This window comes from Nocardia sp. CNS-044 (genome assembly GCF_059570515.1).
Window position 1 is genome coordinate 473,045 of sequence record NZ_JCANSX010000008.1, and the last position, 16,367, is coordinate 489,411.

Below are 16,367 nucleotides of genomic sequence, written 5' to 3' on the forward strand. Positions count from 1 at the left end.
TCCGAAGTAGACGGCCAACTGCAGAACGCCCCGCGTCACCGACATATTTCCGGCGCGTCAGCCCGCGGCGGCGAGGGCGCGGAAGACCGCGATCGTCTCCGCTTCGTCCTGGGTGGTGCCGTGGTCGCTGAGCTTGACGATGACCGTGCGGCTCGGCGGGTCGACGTAGATGTACTGGCCATAGACGCCGATGGCCATGAGATCGGGTTCGGCGCCCGTCGGGTGCCACCACTGCGCGCCGTAGCCCCAGTCGATGACGGGCAGCGGCGCGGGCGTGGAGATCCGCTCGATCCACGCCGGCGGGATCACCTGGGTCGCGCCGACCCGGCCGCCGTCGAGCACCAGCTGACCGATCTTGGCGAAGTCGCGAGCGGTGGCGTTGAGGCAGCAGAACGCCTTCTCCTGTCCGCCCGCCCTGTCGAGATTCCACAGCGCGTCGTCCTCGGCGCCGATCGGAGCCCAGATCTGTTGGGCGAGAAGCTCACCGAGCGGCTTGCCTGCGACCTTGGCCAGCGACATGCCGAGCAGCTGGGTGTCCACACTGCGGTAATCGCCGCGGCTACCCGGTGCGAACCGCAGGGCGCGGTGGTCGCTGACGAAATCGGCCAGGTCCTCGGTGAGATACATGCGTGCCGTACCGGTCAGCGGCCAGTACGGGTTGTAGTTCTCGGAGACGTCGACGCCGGAGGCCATGTCCAGCAGCTGACGGATGGTGATGGTGTCGTACTCGGTGCCGTTGGCGAGCTCGGGCAGGATGTCGACGAGCCGGTCCTCCTCGCGCAGCTCGCCCGCTTCGACGGCGCGGCCGATCAGCAGGGACACAACGGATTTCGCCACCGACCAGGAAGACTGCTTGGTCGTCGGCCCGACGCCGGAGCGGTACCACTCGGTGGTCAGCTTGCCGTCACGCACCACCAGGAACGAGTTGGTGCCGGTGGCCGCGAGGAATTCCGCGACCGGAACGCGAGAACCCTTCCACGGCACCGTGTCCGGCAGCGGCGCCGGTGCGGCGGGGAAGGGGCGCGGGGTCGGTGCGGCCGGGACGGTCCGGCTCTCGAACAGGCCGCCCTGCGTGGATGGGGGATCGCTCAGCAATTGCACGAGCGTGGTCGGCCCCGGAATGCGCAGCAGCGGCGTGGCGGCGAAGACGGCGCCGATCGCCACGGCCACGAGCACACCGAGGGCCAGGACGATCCGCGGCGCGTAACGGCGCAGCCGGGAGGGGGTGGGCTGGTCAGTCATGAGAATCGTTCCGCTCGTTGGTGTTCGACAGGGTGCGCGCGTCGACCGCGGTCCAGAAAGCCTCGATCATGGTGTCCAGCACCGCGTCCGGCCCGACGTCGGCCAGCCGCGCGGAGTATTCGGCGATGCCCGGATACTCCTCGGCGCCGAGGGCGAGATACTCACGCGTCCAAGCCCTTTCATCTGCGTCGCGGACCTTCTGCGGCAACACCGCGTAACCCGCGCTGACACCGGCGTAGGACAAGACGCTGACGGCGAGCATGCGCTGGTAGCGGACCACGTCGTCGGGGGAGAGGCCGAGCTCGGCCAACGCCGTGAGCATCATGTCGACCACCGCGAACTCGCCGGGCCCCCTCGTCGTGCGCGAGGCGATCGCCGAGCCGACGTACGGGTGCCCCACGAAGACCGCCACGACCGCCCTGGCCAGCGCCTCCAGCCGAGCCTTGGGATCGAGCCCGGCGGGCACCTGTTCGTAGGCGAGGGTCAGCAGCCGGTCGCCGACGGCGCGCAGGAGCGCGTCTTTGTCCGCGAAGTGCCGCCACACGGCGGAGCGGTCGACGCCGAGTTCCTCGCCGAGCGCGCGGCCGGTGAGCCCGTCGGGACGCCCGCGCGCCGCGATCCGCACCGCCGCCGCCACGATGCGATCCCTGGTCAGCCGGGTCGGTCGAGCGCTGTTGTCCGGCATGGTCACCCTCTCGTCACCGCTGTTGTCATCATTGATGACATCGATGGTGACAGAGGTTGGGCAAGCGGGCAACAGCGACTTCGGGCGGACCGTGCCCGTCGGCGGCTCGGCGGCCGCCGGTACCGTGACGTGCTGATCTTTCGGATGAGGGAAGGACCGCAATTCATGACAGGCTCCGACCGTCGGCTACCAGCGGACGCGGCGGTCTCCGACTCGGCGGCACCGGGCGAGGAGGGCTACTCGCGCGGCCTGAACCCGCGCACGATCCAGATGATCGCGATCGGCGGCGCCATCGGCACCGGCCTGTTCTACGGCGCGGGCGGCGCCATCGAACAGGCGGGCCCGGCGCTGATCCTGGCCTATCTGGCCGCGGGCTTGGCGATCTTCGTGATCATGCGCGCGCTCGGCGAGCTGCTCACCTACCGCCCGGTCTCCGGCAGCTTCGCCGAATACGCGCACGAGTTCCTCGGCCGCTTCGCCGGTTTCGTGACCGGCTGGACCTACTGGGCGGTGTGGGTCGCGACCTGCATGGCCGAGATCACCGTCGCGGGCAAGTACGTGCAGTACTGGTTCGACATCGATCCGTGGATCACCGCGCTGGTGGTGCTGGCGGTGATGTTCGCGGCCAACATGATCTCGGTGCGGCTGTTCGGCGAGGGCGAGTTCTGGTTCTCCGCCATCAAGGTCACCGCGATCCTGGCCATGATCGGCATCGGCATCGGCGTGCTGGTCTTCGGCATCGGCCGCGCGACCGACCCGACGGTGACCAACCTGTGGGCCGACGGCGGCGTGTTCCCGAACGGCTTCGGCCAGTCCCTGCTCGTGCTGCAGATCGTGCTGTTCGCCTACGTCGGCGTCGAGCTGGTCGGCGTGACCGCGGGCGAGGCGCGCGACCCGCGCACCACACTGCGCAAGGCGATCAACACCCTGCCCTTCCGCATCGGCCTGTTCTACGTCGGCGCGCTGCTGGTCATCATGTCGGTGGCGAGCTGGCGGTCCTTCCACGCGGGCAAGAGCCCGTTCGTGGAGGTGTTCGAGCAGATCGGCATCCCGGCCGCCGCGGGCATCATCAACTTCGTGCTGCTCACCGCGGCGCTCTCGTCGTGCAACTCCGGGATCTACTCCACCGGCCGCATGCTGCGCAGCCTGTCGCTGCGCCAGGAAGCGCCCGCCCGGTTCGGCGAGCTGAGCGGACGCTCGGTGCCCTACGTCGGCATCACCGCCTCGGCCGCGGCGATGGTCATCGGCGTGGTGGTCAACGTGATCTCGCCGGACAAGGCATTCGCCTACATCACCTCGGTCTCGACCATCGGCATCATCTTCGTCTGGGGCATGATCCTGGTCTGCCATCTGCTCTACCGCGCGAAGGTCGCCCGCGGCCTGCTGCCCGCCAGCGACTACCGGCTGCCCGGAGCGCCGGTGACCTCGATCGTGGCGCTCGCCTTCCTGGGTCTCGTCGTGGTGCTGCTGTTCTGGACCGAGAGCGGCCGCACCGCGATCGTCGTCGGCGCGGTGTGGGCGGTGCTGGTGTGTGGCGGCTACCTGGTGATGGAGAAGCTCGGCGGCGGCGCCCGCGAGAAGGAAAAGGTCTCGGTCGGCCAGTAGGCACTTTCCGTCCTGAATCGGAACGATCGCTCCGGGCCCGCACCGCGCGGGGCGATCCGCATTTCGGCACCTGTTCGCTACCGTTGATCGAAGGTTCGCAAGTCCGATTCCGTCCGACGCACGGAGGTAGCGATGGCGCAGAAGACGCTGGCCGAACTGATAGACGGTGATCTGCCCCCGGCCATCGCGGCGCTGCCGCCGGACCGTCAGGCGGAGCTGGCCGAGACCGTCGAGCGCGCGGAGCACAAGGAGTTCTACGACCTTCAGGCGGCGGCGAACTCTCTGCTCGATCTGGTGCCGCGGATGCTGCGCGGCGCGGTGAAGAAGGCGGTGCGGATGTGACCGCCGCGGCCACCGACCCGCAGCTGATCAAGCTGGCCAGGACGTTGCGAGTCCCGGTGGACGATCTCGGATATCTGGCCGAGGTGCCCGACGCGGATCTGCGCCTTTTTGCAGGTCGCCGACATGCTCTTCGACCACCAGTCTGTCGGGCTGCGCCGAATCGCGGGCGCCGCCAAGATCATTCCGACGCCCATCCTCGCGAAGCTGGTCGGCCACCACCACAACGCGCTGCTCGCCGCCAAGATGTCGGCGGTGCTCGACCCCGGACACGCGGTGGAGGTGGCCAAACGCCTGCCCGCCGACTTCCTCGCCGACATCGCCGCCCAGCTCGACGCCCGGCGCGCGGCGACCATCATCGCCGGGCTGCCCTCGGCCACGGTCGCGGACGTCGCCGAGGTACTTGCCGAGCGCGCCGACTGGATCACCCTGGGCGACCTGATGGCCTCGGTCTCCGACGACGCGGCGCGCGTCACCGCGGCGGCGCTGGACGGCCTCGCGCTGACCCGCACGGCGTTCCTGGTCGACGAAGTCGCGCAGCTCGAACGCTTCGTCGGCCTGGTGCCGGAGCCGAAACTCGCGGACATGCTGCGCGCCACCGCCGACCACGACCTGTGGGCCGAGTTCCACACCACCTTGACCGCGCTCTCTCCGGACGCCGTCGAGTCCGTGCGCGCGGCGGCGGCCGGTTTGCCCGGGGCGCAGCGTGATCGCGCTCTGGCCGAGATCGAAGGCCGCCGCGCCGCGGAGTGACCGCCGAAGTTCAGATCGTGCCGTCGGCGCGGCGGCTCGGCATCATGGCCGAGGCCACCAGCATGACCGCCGCCATCACCGCCACGGTCACGAAGACCAGATGCACTGCCGGGGCGAGGACGTCCGGTGCGGGGTGGTCGGTCTCGCCGACCCGGGAGTTGACGATCGCGCCGAACACCGCGACGCCCACGGCGCTGCCGATCGAGCGGGCGAACATGTTGGCCGAGGTCACCACCCCGCGCTCATGCCATTCCGCGCTGGTCTGCGCGGCGATCAGGGTCGGCGTCGCGACCAGGCCCATGCCGGTGCCGATCACGAAACAGGACGCGGCGATCTGCCACAGCGTGGAGTGCTCGTCGATGAGCAGAGTGGACGCGGCTCCCAGCGTCGCGAGCCCGCTGCCGATCAGCGCGCTGCCGCGAAAGCCGATGCGCAGGTACACCTTTCCCGCCTGGGAGGCCGCCAGCGGCCAGCCGAGGGTGAGCGCGCCGACGGTGAGTCCCGCGACCAGCGCGCCGGTACCGAGCACGCCCTGGGTGAAGGCCGGCACATAGGAGGTCAGGCCGATCAGCACCGCGCCGATCAGCACCGACACCAGGCTGCTCGCCACCACTACCCGGCGGGTGAAGACCCACAGCGGCAGAATCGGATTCGTCGCGCGTCGCTCCACGAGCGCGAAGAGGACGAGCACCAGCCCGCCGCCCGCGAAGATGCCGATGCTCGCGGGGGAGGACCACGCCCACGCCTGCCCGCCCTCGAGCAGGCCGAGGATGAGAGCGCCCGCGCCCAGCGTCAGCAGTCCCGCGCCGAGATAGTCGATGTCCTGGCTGCGCCGCACCGAGTCCTCGCGGAAGCTGCGCACCAGCATCCAGGCGGCGATCGCGGAGAGCGGCAGGTTGATCAGGAAGATCCAGCGCCAGCTGACGAAGTCGGCGAAGACGCCGCCCAGCAGCGGACCCGCCACCGAGGACATCGCCCACACGCTGGCCAGATAGCCCTGGACCCGCGCCCGCTCGGTGAGCGTGTACAGGTCGCCCGCGATCACCATGGTCATCGGCTGGATGGCGCCCGCGCCGATGCCCTGCACCGCGCGGAAGACGATCAGTGCGACCATGCTGCTCGCCAACCCGCACAGCAGCGAACCCAGCGCGAACACCGCGATGCCGAACATGATCACCGGCTTGCGTCCGACCGTGTCGGCGAGCTTGCCGTAGATCGGCACCGTCACCGCCTGCGCGAGCAGATAGATCGAGAACAGCCAAGGGAACTGGGCGAACCCGCCGAGGCTGTCGGTGATGGACAGCACCGCGGTGGCGATGATGGTCGAATCGAGGGCGACGAGTCCGGTCGCCAGCATCAGCGAGCCGAGGATCGCTCCGCGTTCGGACCGGAGCCCGATGGCCGACTGCGCTGTCTCGGTCGCCACCGGCGGCCCCTTTCGTTCGTTCGACTAACCATCTTCATCGAACGTATCGCCACCTCGGCTATTCCCGCATGGAATTTTCTCGCGCCTTGGGGCGCCTCATCTTCACTAGGCTGGCGGGGCGCTCGGCTTCCGCCGCGGCGCGGGCCACGGAACGAAGGGGCGGAAATGTCACTGCTGGAACAATTCGGCGCGACGCGGCCGGGCGACGCGAGTGCTCTCGTCTATGGAACCCCGCAGGAGACTCCCGATGGGTCGGTCATCGTCACGGTCGCCAGGGCCGGTGGGCTTCTCCGGTCGGCCGCGCGACCGGTCGGCGTGTACGTCGTGAAGGACGGCCAGGCCACCTGGACGCCCGCCGTCGACGCCACTCGGATCGCGCTGTTCGGCCAGGCGATCGGCCTGGTGTCGGCGACGCTCGCCCTGCTCGCCATCGTGCGGCGCCCGCCGTGGCCGGACCTGTCCCGCTGAGACCGCGACCTGCTTCGGGAAAGACCCAGGTCGCCTGTCGTGGAAAGCGTTCCAGCTGTGCGGCATCCGACCCGCCGCGCCGCTGATTGCAAGACAGACCGACGATCTCGGGGCGAGTCGTGCGACTATTGGACGAAGGTCGCGAACCGGGCGGGCGCACATCATCGGTGATGGGCACACCCGCACGGCACGGCCAGGCGGTGCCGCCGGTGTTTCGTGGTGATCCGGCGCAGGTGTCGGACCCGGCCAGTAAGCTCGGCTCAACCGTGATGCGACAGCGAGAGTTTGGTTTTCCGTGAAGGGGGAACGATGGACACGCTGAAGCTCGACCCGGCGGCAATGGCCGCCTACACCGCGATAGCGGAGACCGTGGCGCAGCAGTTGGCGCAGGCCTCGGCCGCCGCGTCCGGTGCGGTGAACCCGCAGAAGCTCGACGCCGATCTCGGCATGGTCGGCGCGGAGTTCGTGGCGCGGTTCACCGCCGCGGTGTCCGAGCACACCCAGGCATTGTCCACCGCGGGCCAGCTGGTGGCCGCCTACGGTCAGGTGCTGCGCGGTTACGATGCCGCCATGCGGACCGGTGACGCGGAGACCGCGGCCGCTCTGGCGAAGACCGGGGAGGAGCTGGCATGAGGCGGCTCAGCGGTCGACGCCGACGGCGACCCACCGAGCAGACCAGCACCGACACGCTGCCGGTCGTCAGCAACGATCCGACCTCGGACCCGCCGATCGTCGCGGCGCTCGTGCAGCCGATGCTCTCGTTGCGCGCCACCCTCGGCACCGGCGCCACCCTGCCCGACCGCGCGATCACCGGCGCGCTGTCCGCGGCGTCCACGCACGCCGCCGATTCCGAAGGCCCGCACCGAGACGGTCTGTACGCGCTGGAGTCCACCTGGACCTCGCGCGGCGCGGACGCCGCCGTGCCCGCGCTGCGCACCACCCAGACCGAGATCGGCGAGATCACCGATCGCGGCCCCGCCTACCTGTCGGTGCTCGGCGACGCCCAGGCCACCAGTGCACGCGCCGCGCGCCGGGTGGATCAGATCATCGCCGACTTCCGCCGGGACGCGCGGGTGATCCTCGGCAACGCGACCGCCGCGCCCGACACCGACGCGGTCATCGAGCGCGCGGCCCAGGCGCTGCGCGACGCGATCGCCACGGTCGGCACCGCGCGCACCGAGATGAACGACCACACCCGCCGTTTGGACGAGATGGGCCCGCTCACCGTCACGCAGCCCGGCGGCATCGGCGGCACGAGTCAGCCGTCCCTCGGCGGCACCGCCACGACCACGGTTCCCGGCACCACGGTGCAGGGCCAGCCGCTGGACCCGCAGCAGGCCGCCCAGCTGCACCTCCAGCAGCAGCTCATCTCGGCGGGCGTGCAGCTCGGGACCGCGGCCATCTCGGCGGGCGTCGACATCGGCACGCACCTCATCGACAAGATCGTCGAGGTCGGCACGCACGCCATGGACACCGTCGCCGCCTCGGCGGACAAGGCGATCGACAAGGCGATCCCGGAGCTGATCAACCCGGGCAGCACCACGAACGGCAACGGCGGCGGCACGTCCGGCACCCCATCGAAGGTGATCGACTTCGGCGGCGGCTCGACGCCGTCGAATCCGGCGCAGAACTCGACCGGACCGAGCGCGAAGCCGGATGCGCCGAAGCCGGAGGCCAGGCCCGCGCCGCCCGCTTCGATCATCCCGCCCACGCCCGCGCCGCAGGACGCGCCGCCGCCCAAGCCGGCGCCGGAACCGACCGGGCCGCCCGGCACGCACGGCGGCGTCGCGATGCCGCCGCCGATCGGCGGCGATCAGGACCGCAGGCCGCGCGACGGCCAGCTCGGAGTCACGGTGCCCGCGGCCGCGATGATCCCCGAATCGGTCACCGTCCCAGCCGCCGTGATCGGCGACTTCGGCGATGACGCGCCCTGACCAGGGCCCGTCGAACAAGGAGCAGGGACAGCCGAATCCGTTCGACACGGGTCTGCCGATGTTGCGCTTGCCCGCGCCTCCCACGGGCAAGCGTCGACGGCGGCGGCCCGCGGGACGTCGACCCGGGTCGACTTACAGCGCGCCGCTGCGCGCACCGGAGCCGCCGCGGATACCCGAGCCGCACGTATCCGAGCCACCGAGCGTTTCCGAACCGCCGCACGTATCCGGACTGCCGCTGGTTTCCGGATCGCCGCGCACACCGGAACAGGCCTACCCGCTGGAGCCGCCCGCCGCGCCGCCGGTACGGAAGCCGCAGCGCCGGATGGGCGAGTGGGCCGAATGGCTCGACCCGCCGACACGCGCCGAGGAATTCCCCGAGCAGCCGACGGTCGAGATCCGGGTACCGGTAGACAACGAGCCGGAACCGGATCGCCGCACCGACGACAGCAACACGTTCGTGCCCGCGATCATCGACCGCACCGGCGGCAATCCCGGTCCCGCGCTGCGCCGTCCGCGTCCGCGTCCGCAGGAACAGCGACCCGAACGGGGCAACAGGATCATCGCTGTGCTGATCGTCCTCGGTCTGCTCGTCGGGGTCGGCTCGATCGTCTGGGCGGTGTTGCCCAGCTCGGGAACGCGCACCGTGACGGCGCCGACCAGCTCCGTCCCCGCGGCCGACGACGCACCGGCGCCCGCGTCACCTACCCCGACGGGACCCGACTCCCCCACGGCGGTAGCGACTCCCGGGTGCGAACAGCGCCGCACCGGTGATGTCGTCTCGGGCACCGGCATCGGCGGCACCACCGACGGACCCTCGGCGATCCTCGCCTTCGAACGCGCCTACTACGTGCAACGTTCGGGTCCGGCGGCGCGCGCCGTCGTCGCCGCGGACGCGACGGTTCCGCCCGCCGAGCAGATCCAGCGCGGCATCGACCAGGTGCCGGTCGGGACCCGTTACTGCGTCCAGATCACCCGCACCGCCGTCGGCGCGGGAGATGGGCAGTCGCACTGGGAAGTCCGGCTCACCCAGCAGTATCCGGGTCAGCAGCCGAAGACCTTCACCCAGATCATCACCACCAAGACCGTCACCGGCCGCACCCTGATCACCGGCATCTCGATGGCCTGATTCGCCTCACCCCCAGGTGAGCGGGTCGAGGTGGAGATAGAAGCGCTGCCGGTCGGCGTCGAGGTCGATGCCGTAGCGCTCGGCGAAGCGCCGATCGGCGTCCAGGGCGCTTCGCTCGTCCGGCCACACTTCCCGTGAATTGGCAAGCAGCAGTGCTATGTCGACGTACGGATCGGCCACGCCGAGACGGCCGAGGTCGAGGAATCCCGTGACCGACAAGGTGTTCGGGTCGAGGACGATGTTCGGCAGACACAGATCCCCGTGGCACACCACGTATTCCGCGGCCTCCTGCGCGATCCGCACGTCCAGCTGAGCGCGTAGCCGCGCCAGGAGGACCCGCGTCGGTATGTCCAGCTGTTCCTCGGGCAGGAATTCCGGATTCACCGCGTCGCGGGCAACCACGTCCTCGGCCTTGGCGAACATCTTGGTGACGCCGCGTTCGAACGGACAAGTGTCCGTGGGTATTTCGTGCAGCGTGCGCACGGTCTCGGTGATCGATGGCCAGGCGGCGGACAGCTCCTCGGCGGACACGCGGGCTGCGGGCACGCCGTATACGGCCGTGGTCACCAGGCAGGCGGCCTCGCCGGTGCGTCGCCACAAGACCGGATGCGGCCCGGGAAGGCCCTGGCCGCTGAACCACTCGACCCGGTCGCACTCCTCGCGCAGTTCGGTCACCAACTCCTCAGCGACGCATTTCGCGTACCGCGAGCCGTCGGCGGCGCGGAACACGGCGGCCCCGGACTCCCCACCCTCGACCGGCTCCCACTCGGTGTCGGTCGGGAGAACGGAGCGGAATCGAGTCAGCGCGTCGGACACTGTATCGACGTTAGCAGCGCGCTCGAGGCGCGGAACCGAGCGCGAGGGCCGACGCCGGATCGCCCTCGGCGAGCAGCCTGCCGTTCTCCAATAGCAGGCAATGGCCGCCGCGCAGCGCCTCGTCGCGCTGGTGGGTGGCGTGCACGACGGTGACGCCGCGGTCGGCGACGTCTTCGAGCAGATCCGTGATCCGTTGCCGCGCTTCGGTATCCAGCCCGCTGGTGGGCTCGTCGAGGAGCAGTAGGTCGGCCTCCTTGGCCAGCGCCTGCGCCAGCAGCGCCCGCTGTCGCTGCCCGCCGGAGAGTGTGTCGAGGCGTCGGTCGGCCAGGTCGGCGATGTCCATGCGCGCCAGGCATTCCGCGACGACCGCGCGATCCGTTCGCCGCAGTCGCCGCCACGGTCCGCGGTGCGCCCACCGTCCCATGGCGACCGTCTCCCGCACCGTGATCGGCAGCGTCGCGGGCACCGCGCTGTGCTGCACGACGAACGCGGTCCGCCGGATGCCCGGTCGCTCGATGGTCCCCGCCAGCGGTTTCAGCACCCCGGCGAGCGCCGCGAGCAGCGTCGACTTGCCGGAGCCGTTGTGCCCCAGCACCACAGTGATCCGGCCCGCCGGGATGGTGGCGGTGACATCCGCCAGTGCGGCCCGGCCGCGGTAGCCCGCCGACAATCCGGCCAGTCGCAGGTCCGCTCGGTTCACACTGTGTCTCCCGTCACTCATTTTGAAATGATAACCGTTTTCATTCTATGGTGTCGCCTCATGGAGTGGTTGATCGCCCCGTTCGAGGTGTCGTTCGTGCAGCGGGCTCTCTGGGGCGGCTTGCTCGTCTCGTGCCTGTGCGCCATCGCCGGCACCTGGGTCGTGGTGCGCGGCATGGCTTTTCTGGCCGACGCGATGGCGCACGGTATGTTGCCCGGCATCGCGATCGCGGCACTGCTCGGCGGAAACCTGTTGGTGGGCGCGGCGTTCAGCGCGGGCGCGATGGCGCTCGGGGTATCCGCGCTGACCAGGAACGCACGGCTCTCGGCCGACATCGGCATCGGACTGCTGTTCGTCGGGATGTTGTCGATCGGTGTCGTGATCGTCTCGCGTGCACAGTCTTTCGCCGTCGACCTGACCGGCTTCCTGTTCGGCGACGTGCTGGCGATCCGCGACCGGGATCTGGTCTACCTGGTCGTCGCACTGCTGGGTGCGGCCGCTGTCGCGGTGCTCGGCCACCGGGCGTTCGTGGCGCTGGCCTTCGATCCGCGCACCGCGCATACGCTCGGGCTGCGGCCGAAGGTCGCGCAGGTGGCCCTGGTCGGTCTCATCACGCTCGCCATCGTGGCCTCGTTCCACATCGTCGGCACGTTGCTGGTCTTCGGCTTGCTCATCGCACCGCCCGCCGCGGCGATGTTCTGGGCGCACCGGCTTCCGGTGATCATGGCCGTGGCCGCGCTGCTCGGTGCGCTGGCGACGGTGACCGGACTGCTGATCTCCTGGCACCTCGGTACGGCGGCGGGGGCAACCATCGCCGCCGTCGCGGTGGCGCTGTTCTTCGTGTCCGCGTCGTTCTCCGCGTTGCGGAGTCGAATCCGATTCTCGGGCAAGAAGTTCGGGCCTTTGGCGCTGGTAGCCGTGCTGCCGTTGGCCGGTTGTGGCGCCGATCGGGTTGCCGACGACGCCGAATCGGCGCCGCACGGCTACGTCGAGGGCGCGGAGGAGGCCGCGGAACCGCAGCCGCGACTCGTTCTGGCGGACAGGGAGTCCGGCGCGGTGCGAGTGCTGGACCTGCTCTCGGAGCGGGTCACCGATCTCGCGCCAGCCGCGGGCGTCACCCGCGTAGCGAGCGATGGTCGCTACGCGTATCTGGCCACGCCGGAGGGGATTCGAATCGTCGACACCGGTACCTGGCTGGTGGATCACGGTGACCACGTGCATTACTACAAGGCGCCCATCCGAGACGTCGGCGTGTACTCCGCCGGGCCGGTGATCGCCGCGGCCGCGGACCCGTCGGTGGCCGCGCTCGTGCTCGACAGCGGCGACACCGCGCTGCTGGACCGCGCCGCGCTGGACGCGGGCTCGGTACCCGACCGCGGCGCGCACGCGGGCGGCCTGGCCGTGCCGTCGGGGGAACACACGGTGGTGACCCGCCGGACCGATGGCCGGGTGGAGGTTCGCGGACGTGACGGTGCGGTGGTCGCCGCGGTCGCGGAGCCGTGCCCGGAACCGCGCGGCACGGCGCAGACCCGGATCGGCGTCGTCTTCGGTTGTGCCGACGGCGCTTTGGTGGTGAACGTCCAGGAGGGAAGCGCCACCGCGACCAAGATCGCGTACCCGCGTCCGGTTCCCCAGGCCGAGCGCGCTGTCGAATTCCGGCACCGCCCCGGCAGCGCCACCCTGGCGGCCAGGGCGGGAGAGCGCGGGACGTGGCTGCTCGACGCCCGCCGCAAGACATGGACCTTCGTCGAGACCGGGCCGGTGCTCGCGACGAACACGGCGGGGGAAGGCGCGCCGCTGCTCGCGTTGTCCGCCGACGGCGTGCTGCACGCCTACGACCCCGCGACGGGTACCGAACGCACCCGCAAGCAGCTCGTCGCGCCCGGCTCCGCCGCGGACATCGTGGTCGATTCGAGCCGCGCCTACGTCAACGATCCCGGCGGACGAAAAGTATGGGAGATCGACTACTCGGACTTGCGGACAGCTCGCACCTTCGCGCTCGACATCGCCCCTGCGCTGATGGCGGAGGCGGGCGAATGAGGGCGTCGGCTCACCTCGGGATGCTCCTTGCCGCGGTGCTCGTGCTCGCAGGATGCGTGTCCTCGGGTGCCGAGCGCCGCGAGATCATGGTGACCACGAACATCCTCGGCGATCTGACCGAGGCGATCGTCGGCGACGCCGCCGAGGTGGCGGTGCTCATGCGGCCCGACGCCGACCCGCACTACTTCGCGATCTCGGCGCAGCAAGCCGCGCGGCTGGAGCGGGCCGGGCTCATCGTGCACAACGGTCTCGGGCTGGAGGAAGGCGTGCAGCGCCACGTCGACGCCGCCGCGCACGCCGGTGTCGCGACGGTGGCGGTCGGCGACCAGATCGATCCGTTGCGCTATCGCCCCGAGGTCGGCGCCGACCGCCCCGACCCGCACTTCTGGACCGATCCGCTGCGCGTCCGCCGCGCCGTCGAGATCATCCGCGACGAGGTGATCGCGCACGTCGCGGGCGTGGACGCCGCGGCGATCCGCGCGCGGGCCGAGCGCTACCTCGGCGAACTCGATCGGCTCGACCGGTGGATGACCGAGCGGTTCGCCGCCATCCCGGCCGAACGGCGCAAGCTGGTCACGAACCATCACGTATTCGGTTATCTCGCAGAGCGTTACGGCTTCCAGGTGATCGGCGCCGTGATTCCGGGCGGCACCACGCTCGCCTCCCCGAGCCCGTCGGATCTGGCCGGACTCGCCGAAGCCGTGCGCGGCGCGGGAGTCGGCGCGATCTTCGCCGACTCCGCCCAGCCCGACCGACTCGCCCGCGTACTCGCCGAACAGGCCGGGCTGCACGTCCGAGTCGTCCCGCTGTACTCCGAATCGCTCACCGCGCCGGGCGGCGGCGCCGAGACCTACCTGGAGATGATGCGCGCCAACACCGAGGCGATCACCCGCGGACTGGCCCCATGAACGCAGAGTTGGAACGAAAAAGGGAGCACCACATGCACTTTCGGCCACGGAACGGCACCGCGCTCGCGCTGTCCGGTCTGCTCACCGCGGCGCTCGCGCTGGCCGGATGCGGCTCGGACCAGGACGAGCCCGCGGGCAAGCGGATCGCCGAGCCCATCGCGGTCACCTACGACGGCGGCATCCACGTGCTCGACGGCGCGACACTCGAATTGCGCGGCAGCACAGCGCTCGACGGCTTCAACCGCCTCAACCCGGCGGGCGACGACCGGCATCTGATGGTGTCGCACAAAGACGGGTTCCGCGTCTACGACGCCGTCGCGGCCGAGTTCACCGAGATCGAATTCCCCGGCGCCGAACCGGGTCACGTGGTCCAGCACGCCGGGCGGACGGTGCTGTTCGCCGACGGTACCGGCGAAGTCACCTCCTTCGACCCGGCGCGCCTGGCCGACGGAAAGCCCGCCACCGAGGTCTACAAGTCGGCCGCGCCGCACCACGGCGTCGCCATCGAGCTGGCCGACGGGTCGCTGGTCGTCACGCTCGGCACCAAGGAGAAGCGCACCGGTATCGCGGTGCTCGACGCCCAGCGCAAGGAGATCGCCCGCAACGAGGACTGCCCCGGCGTGCACGGCGAGGCAACCGCCGCGGGCGACACCGTGGTCGTCGGCTGCCAGACCGGCGCGCTGGTCTACCGCGGCGGCGTCATCACCAAGGTGGCGAGCCCGACACCCTACGGCCGCATCGGCAACCAGGCGGGCAGCCCGGAATCGACCATCGTGCTCGGCGACTACAAGAAGGACAAGGACGCGGAACTCGAACGGCCGCAGCAGGTCTCGCTGATCGACACGGCCGCCGGCACCCTGCGCCTGGTCGACATCGGCACCAGCTACACATTCCGTTCGCTCGGCCGCGGCCCGCAGGGCGAGGCGTTGGTGCTCGGCACCGACGGCCGCATCCACGTCATCGATCCGGTCGCGGGCACGGTCACCCGCACCATCCCGGTCATCGACTCCTGGCAGGAGCCGTTGAAGTGGCAGCAGGCCCGCCCGGCCCTGTTCGTCCGCGGCGGCGTCGCCTACGTCTCCGATCCCGCCACCAAGAAGGTGCACCGCGTCGACCTCGCCACGGGCGCGGTCACCGCGTCGGCCACCCTGCCGGACAGCCCGAACGAGTTGAGCGGCGTGCTGGCGCACTGAGCCGTACTCGCGGCAGCGTCGTGGGCGCGAGTGCGCGGTAAGGCCCGGATTCCGGCCGTCATGAGGGGAGGCCGGATCCGGGCAACGCAGGGTCATCCGCAGCAGGCGGCGCCCGACGCGACGGCATCCCGCTTGGCGGACGTGCCGCAGCACGCGCCCTCGGCGACCGCCTCCTCGGTGGTGCCGCAGCACGGTTCCTCGCTCGCGGATCGCGGTGCGGCGCCGAAGGTTTCGCTGTCCGCGAGCACCGTGTAGACCTCCCACCGTTCGGTGTCCGGCGCGGTCACCCAGACCTTGTCCTGGGTGGCGAAACAACACGTCGTCGCCATCTCCTCCTCGGTGAACACGCCCGCGTCCGAGAGTCGCGCGATCTCGGCGTGCACTCGCTCCGAGGATTCCACCTCGACGCCGAGGTGGTTGACGCTGCCGCCGTGGCCGGGGTTCTCCAGGAGCACCAATTTCAGCGGGGGCTCGGCGATGGCGAAGTTCGCGTAACCGGGCTTGCGCTTGGCGGGCTCGGTGGCGAACAGGGTCGAGTAGAACGTCACCGCCCGATCGAGATCGTCGACGTTGAGGGCGAGTTGGATGCGAGACATGACGGACACCTCCACTTGTAAGACATATATCGAAGAACTTCCGACCTGAAGTCTCGTCCCATTTTCGACATATGTCAACAAGGTGCGTAGGATTGGTCGCATGCCGAAGGCTCTGCCCGTGATCGATATGTCCGCTCCCGTCTGCTGCGCACCTGTCGCCGCGGGGCCGATCGACGACGCTGCCGCGCTGGAGGTGGCTCTGCGGCTCAAGGCGATCGCGGACCCGGTGCGGGTCAAACTGATGTCGCTGCTGCTGACCACCACGGCGGGCGAGCGGAACACCGGCGACCTCGCCGCCGTGGTCGGCCTCGCCGAATCCACCGTCAGCCACCACCTCGGCCAGCTGAAGAAGGCGGGCCTGATCGAATCCGAACGCCGCGGCATGAACATCTACCACCGCGCGCGGCGAGAGGCGCTGTCGGCGCTGTGCGTCGTGCTGGACCCGAACTGCTGCACGTAGTCGCGGTTGGCGACCGTCTTCGACGCGTTCATGCGTTCAGCGCGGGCGTCCTACTCTGCGTGCGGCGGTCGTGGTG

General features: G+C 70.4%; 17 protein-coding genes. 11 read left to right on the forward strand and 6 right to left on the reverse strand.

The window, feature by feature from the left end:
* Positions 1-57 precede the first annotated feature (57 nt).
* Together T333_RS21385 and T333_RS21390 are read right to left on the reverse strand one after the other, a co-directional pair.
* Positions 58-1,242: a serine hydrolase domain-containing protein gene (locus T333_RS21385; protein ID WP_496425592.1), complete on the reverse strand. Its 1,185-nt coding sequence runs from the start codon at positions 1,240-1,242 to the stop codon at positions 58-60.
* Complete coding sequence (locus T333_RS21390; RefSeq protein ID WP_496425593.1) at positions 1,235-1,927, reverse strand: TetR/AcrR family transcriptional regulator; 693 nt, start codon at positions 1,925-1,927, stop codon at positions 1,235-1,237. The genes T333_RS21385 and T333_RS21390 overlap by 8 nt, the downstream gene beginning before the upstream one ends.
* 165 nt (positions 1,928-2,092) lie before the next feature.
* On the opposite strand from T333_RS21390, the gene T333_RS21395 reads away from it, so the two are divergent.
* From T333_RS21395 to T333_RS21405, 3 genes are all read left to right on the forward strand, one after another.
* Positions 2,093-3,532 carry an amino acid permease gene (locus tag T333_RS21395; protein ID WP_496425594.1) on the forward strand — a complete coding sequence of 480 codons (1,440 nt, stop codon included), beginning with the start codon at positions 2,093-2,095 and terminating at the stop codon, positions 3,530-3,532.
* Positions 3,533-3,664: 132 nt separating this feature from the next.
* Positions 3,665-3,874 carry a hypothetical protein gene (locus tag T333_RS21400; RefSeq protein ID WP_355002896.1) on the forward strand — a complete coding sequence of 70 codons (210 nt, stop codon included), beginning with the start codon at positions 3,665-3,667 and terminating at the stop codon, positions 3,872-3,874.
* Between the two features lie 123 nt (positions 3,875-3,997).
* Positions 3,998-4,624 carry a hypothetical protein gene (locus T333_RS21405; RefSeq protein ID WP_496425595.1) on the forward strand — a complete coding sequence of 209 codons (627 nt, stop codon included), beginning with the start codon at positions 3,998-4,000 and terminating at the stop codon, positions 4,622-4,624.
* Positions 4,625-4,634: 10 nt separating this feature from the next.
* Here T333_RS21405 and T333_RS21410 read toward each other — a convergent pair whose 3' ends face one another.
* Entirely contained in the window at positions 4,635-6,050 is a 1,416-nt protein-coding gene (locus tag T333_RS21410) for an MDR family MFS transporter (protein ID WP_496425596.1), read from the reverse strand.
* 165 nt (positions 6,051-6,215) lie between these two features.
* On the opposite strand from T333_RS21410, the gene T333_RS21415 reads away from it, so the two are divergent.
* From T333_RS21415 to T333_RS21430, 4 genes are all read left to right on the forward strand, one after another.
* A complete protein-coding gene (locus T333_RS21415; RefSeq protein WP_355002893.1) occupies positions 6,216-6,518 on the forward strand; it encodes a hypothetical protein in 303 nt (100 codons plus the stop codon).
* A 309-nt stretch (positions 6,519-6,827) separates the two neighbouring features.
* Positions 6,828-7,151, forward strand: a complete 324-nt coding sequence (locus T333_RS21420) for a hypothetical protein (RefSeq protein WP_355002892.1) — start codon at positions 6,828-6,830, stop codon at positions 7,149-7,151.
* A complete protein-coding gene (locus T333_RS21425; RefSeq protein ID WP_496425597.1) occupies positions 7,148-8,452 on the forward strand; it encodes a hypothetical protein in 1,305 nt (434 codons plus the stop codon). Before T333_RS21420 ends, T333_RS21425 begins: the two co-directional genes overlap by 4 nt.
* Positions 8,439-9,578: a DUF8176 domain-containing protein gene (locus tag T333_RS21430; protein WP_496425598.1), complete on the forward strand. Its 1,140-nt coding sequence runs from the start codon at positions 8,439-8,441 to the stop codon at positions 9,576-9,578. Before T333_RS21425 ends, T333_RS21430 begins: the two co-directional genes overlap by 14 nt.
* Positions 9,579-9,584: 6 nt before the next feature.
* On the opposite strand, the gene T333_RS21435 is transcribed toward T333_RS21430, so the two are convergent.
* Together T333_RS21435 and aztA are read right to left on the reverse strand one after the other, a co-directional pair.
* Positions 9,585-10,382, reverse strand: a complete 798-nt coding sequence (locus T333_RS21435) for an APH(3'') family aminoglycoside O-phosphotransferase (protein WP_496425774.1) — start codon at positions 10,380-10,382, stop codon at positions 9,585-9,587.
* Positions 10,383-10,404: 22 nt separating this feature from the next.
* Positions 10,405-11,115, reverse strand: coding sequence for a zinc ABC transporter ATP-binding protein AztA (aztA, locus tag T333_RS21440; RefSeq protein ID WP_496425599.1), 711 nt, complete (start codon positions 11,113-11,115; stop codon positions 10,405-10,407).
* A gap of 39 nt (positions 11,116-11,154) precedes the next feature.
* Here aztA and aztB point away from each other — a divergent pair, with 39 nt between their 5' ends.
* The 3 genes from aztB to aztD are packed head-to-tail and all read left to right on the forward strand — an operon-like array spanning position 11,155 to position 15,235.
* Positions 11,155-13,134, forward strand: coding sequence for a zinc ABC transporter permease AztB (aztB, locus tag T333_RS21445; RefSeq protein ID WP_496425600.1), 1,980 nt, complete (start codon positions 11,155-11,157; stop codon positions 13,132-13,134).
* Complete coding sequence (gene aztC, locus T333_RS21450) at positions 13,131-14,042, forward strand: zinc ABC transporter substrate-binding protein AztC (protein ID WP_496425601.1); 912 nt, start codon at positions 13,131-13,133, stop codon at positions 14,040-14,042. The genes aztB and aztC overlap by 4 nt, the downstream gene beginning before the upstream one ends.
* Before the next feature lie 32 nt (positions 14,043-14,074).
* Positions 14,075-15,235, forward strand: coding sequence for a zinc metallochaperone AztD (gene aztD, locus T333_RS21455; protein WP_496425602.1), 1,161 nt, complete (start codon positions 14,075-14,077; stop codon positions 15,233-15,235).
* A gap of 92 nt (positions 15,236-15,327) precedes the next feature.
* Here aztD and T333_RS21460 read toward each other — a convergent pair whose 3' ends face one another.
* Positions 15,328-15,831, reverse strand: a complete 504-nt coding sequence (locus T333_RS21460; RefSeq protein ID WP_355002884.1) for an ArsI/CadI family heavy metal resistance metalloenzyme — start codon at positions 15,829-15,831, stop codon at positions 15,328-15,330.
* Between the two features lie 100 nt (positions 15,832-15,931).
* On the opposite strand from T333_RS21460, the gene T333_RS21465 reads away from it, so the two are divergent.
* Positions 15,932-16,291: an Rv2640c family ArsR-like transcriptional regulator gene (locus T333_RS21465; protein ID WP_355002883.1), complete on the forward strand. Its 360-nt coding sequence runs from the start codon at positions 15,932-15,934 to the stop codon at positions 16,289-16,291.
* Positions 16,292-16,367 lie beyond the last annotated feature (76 nt).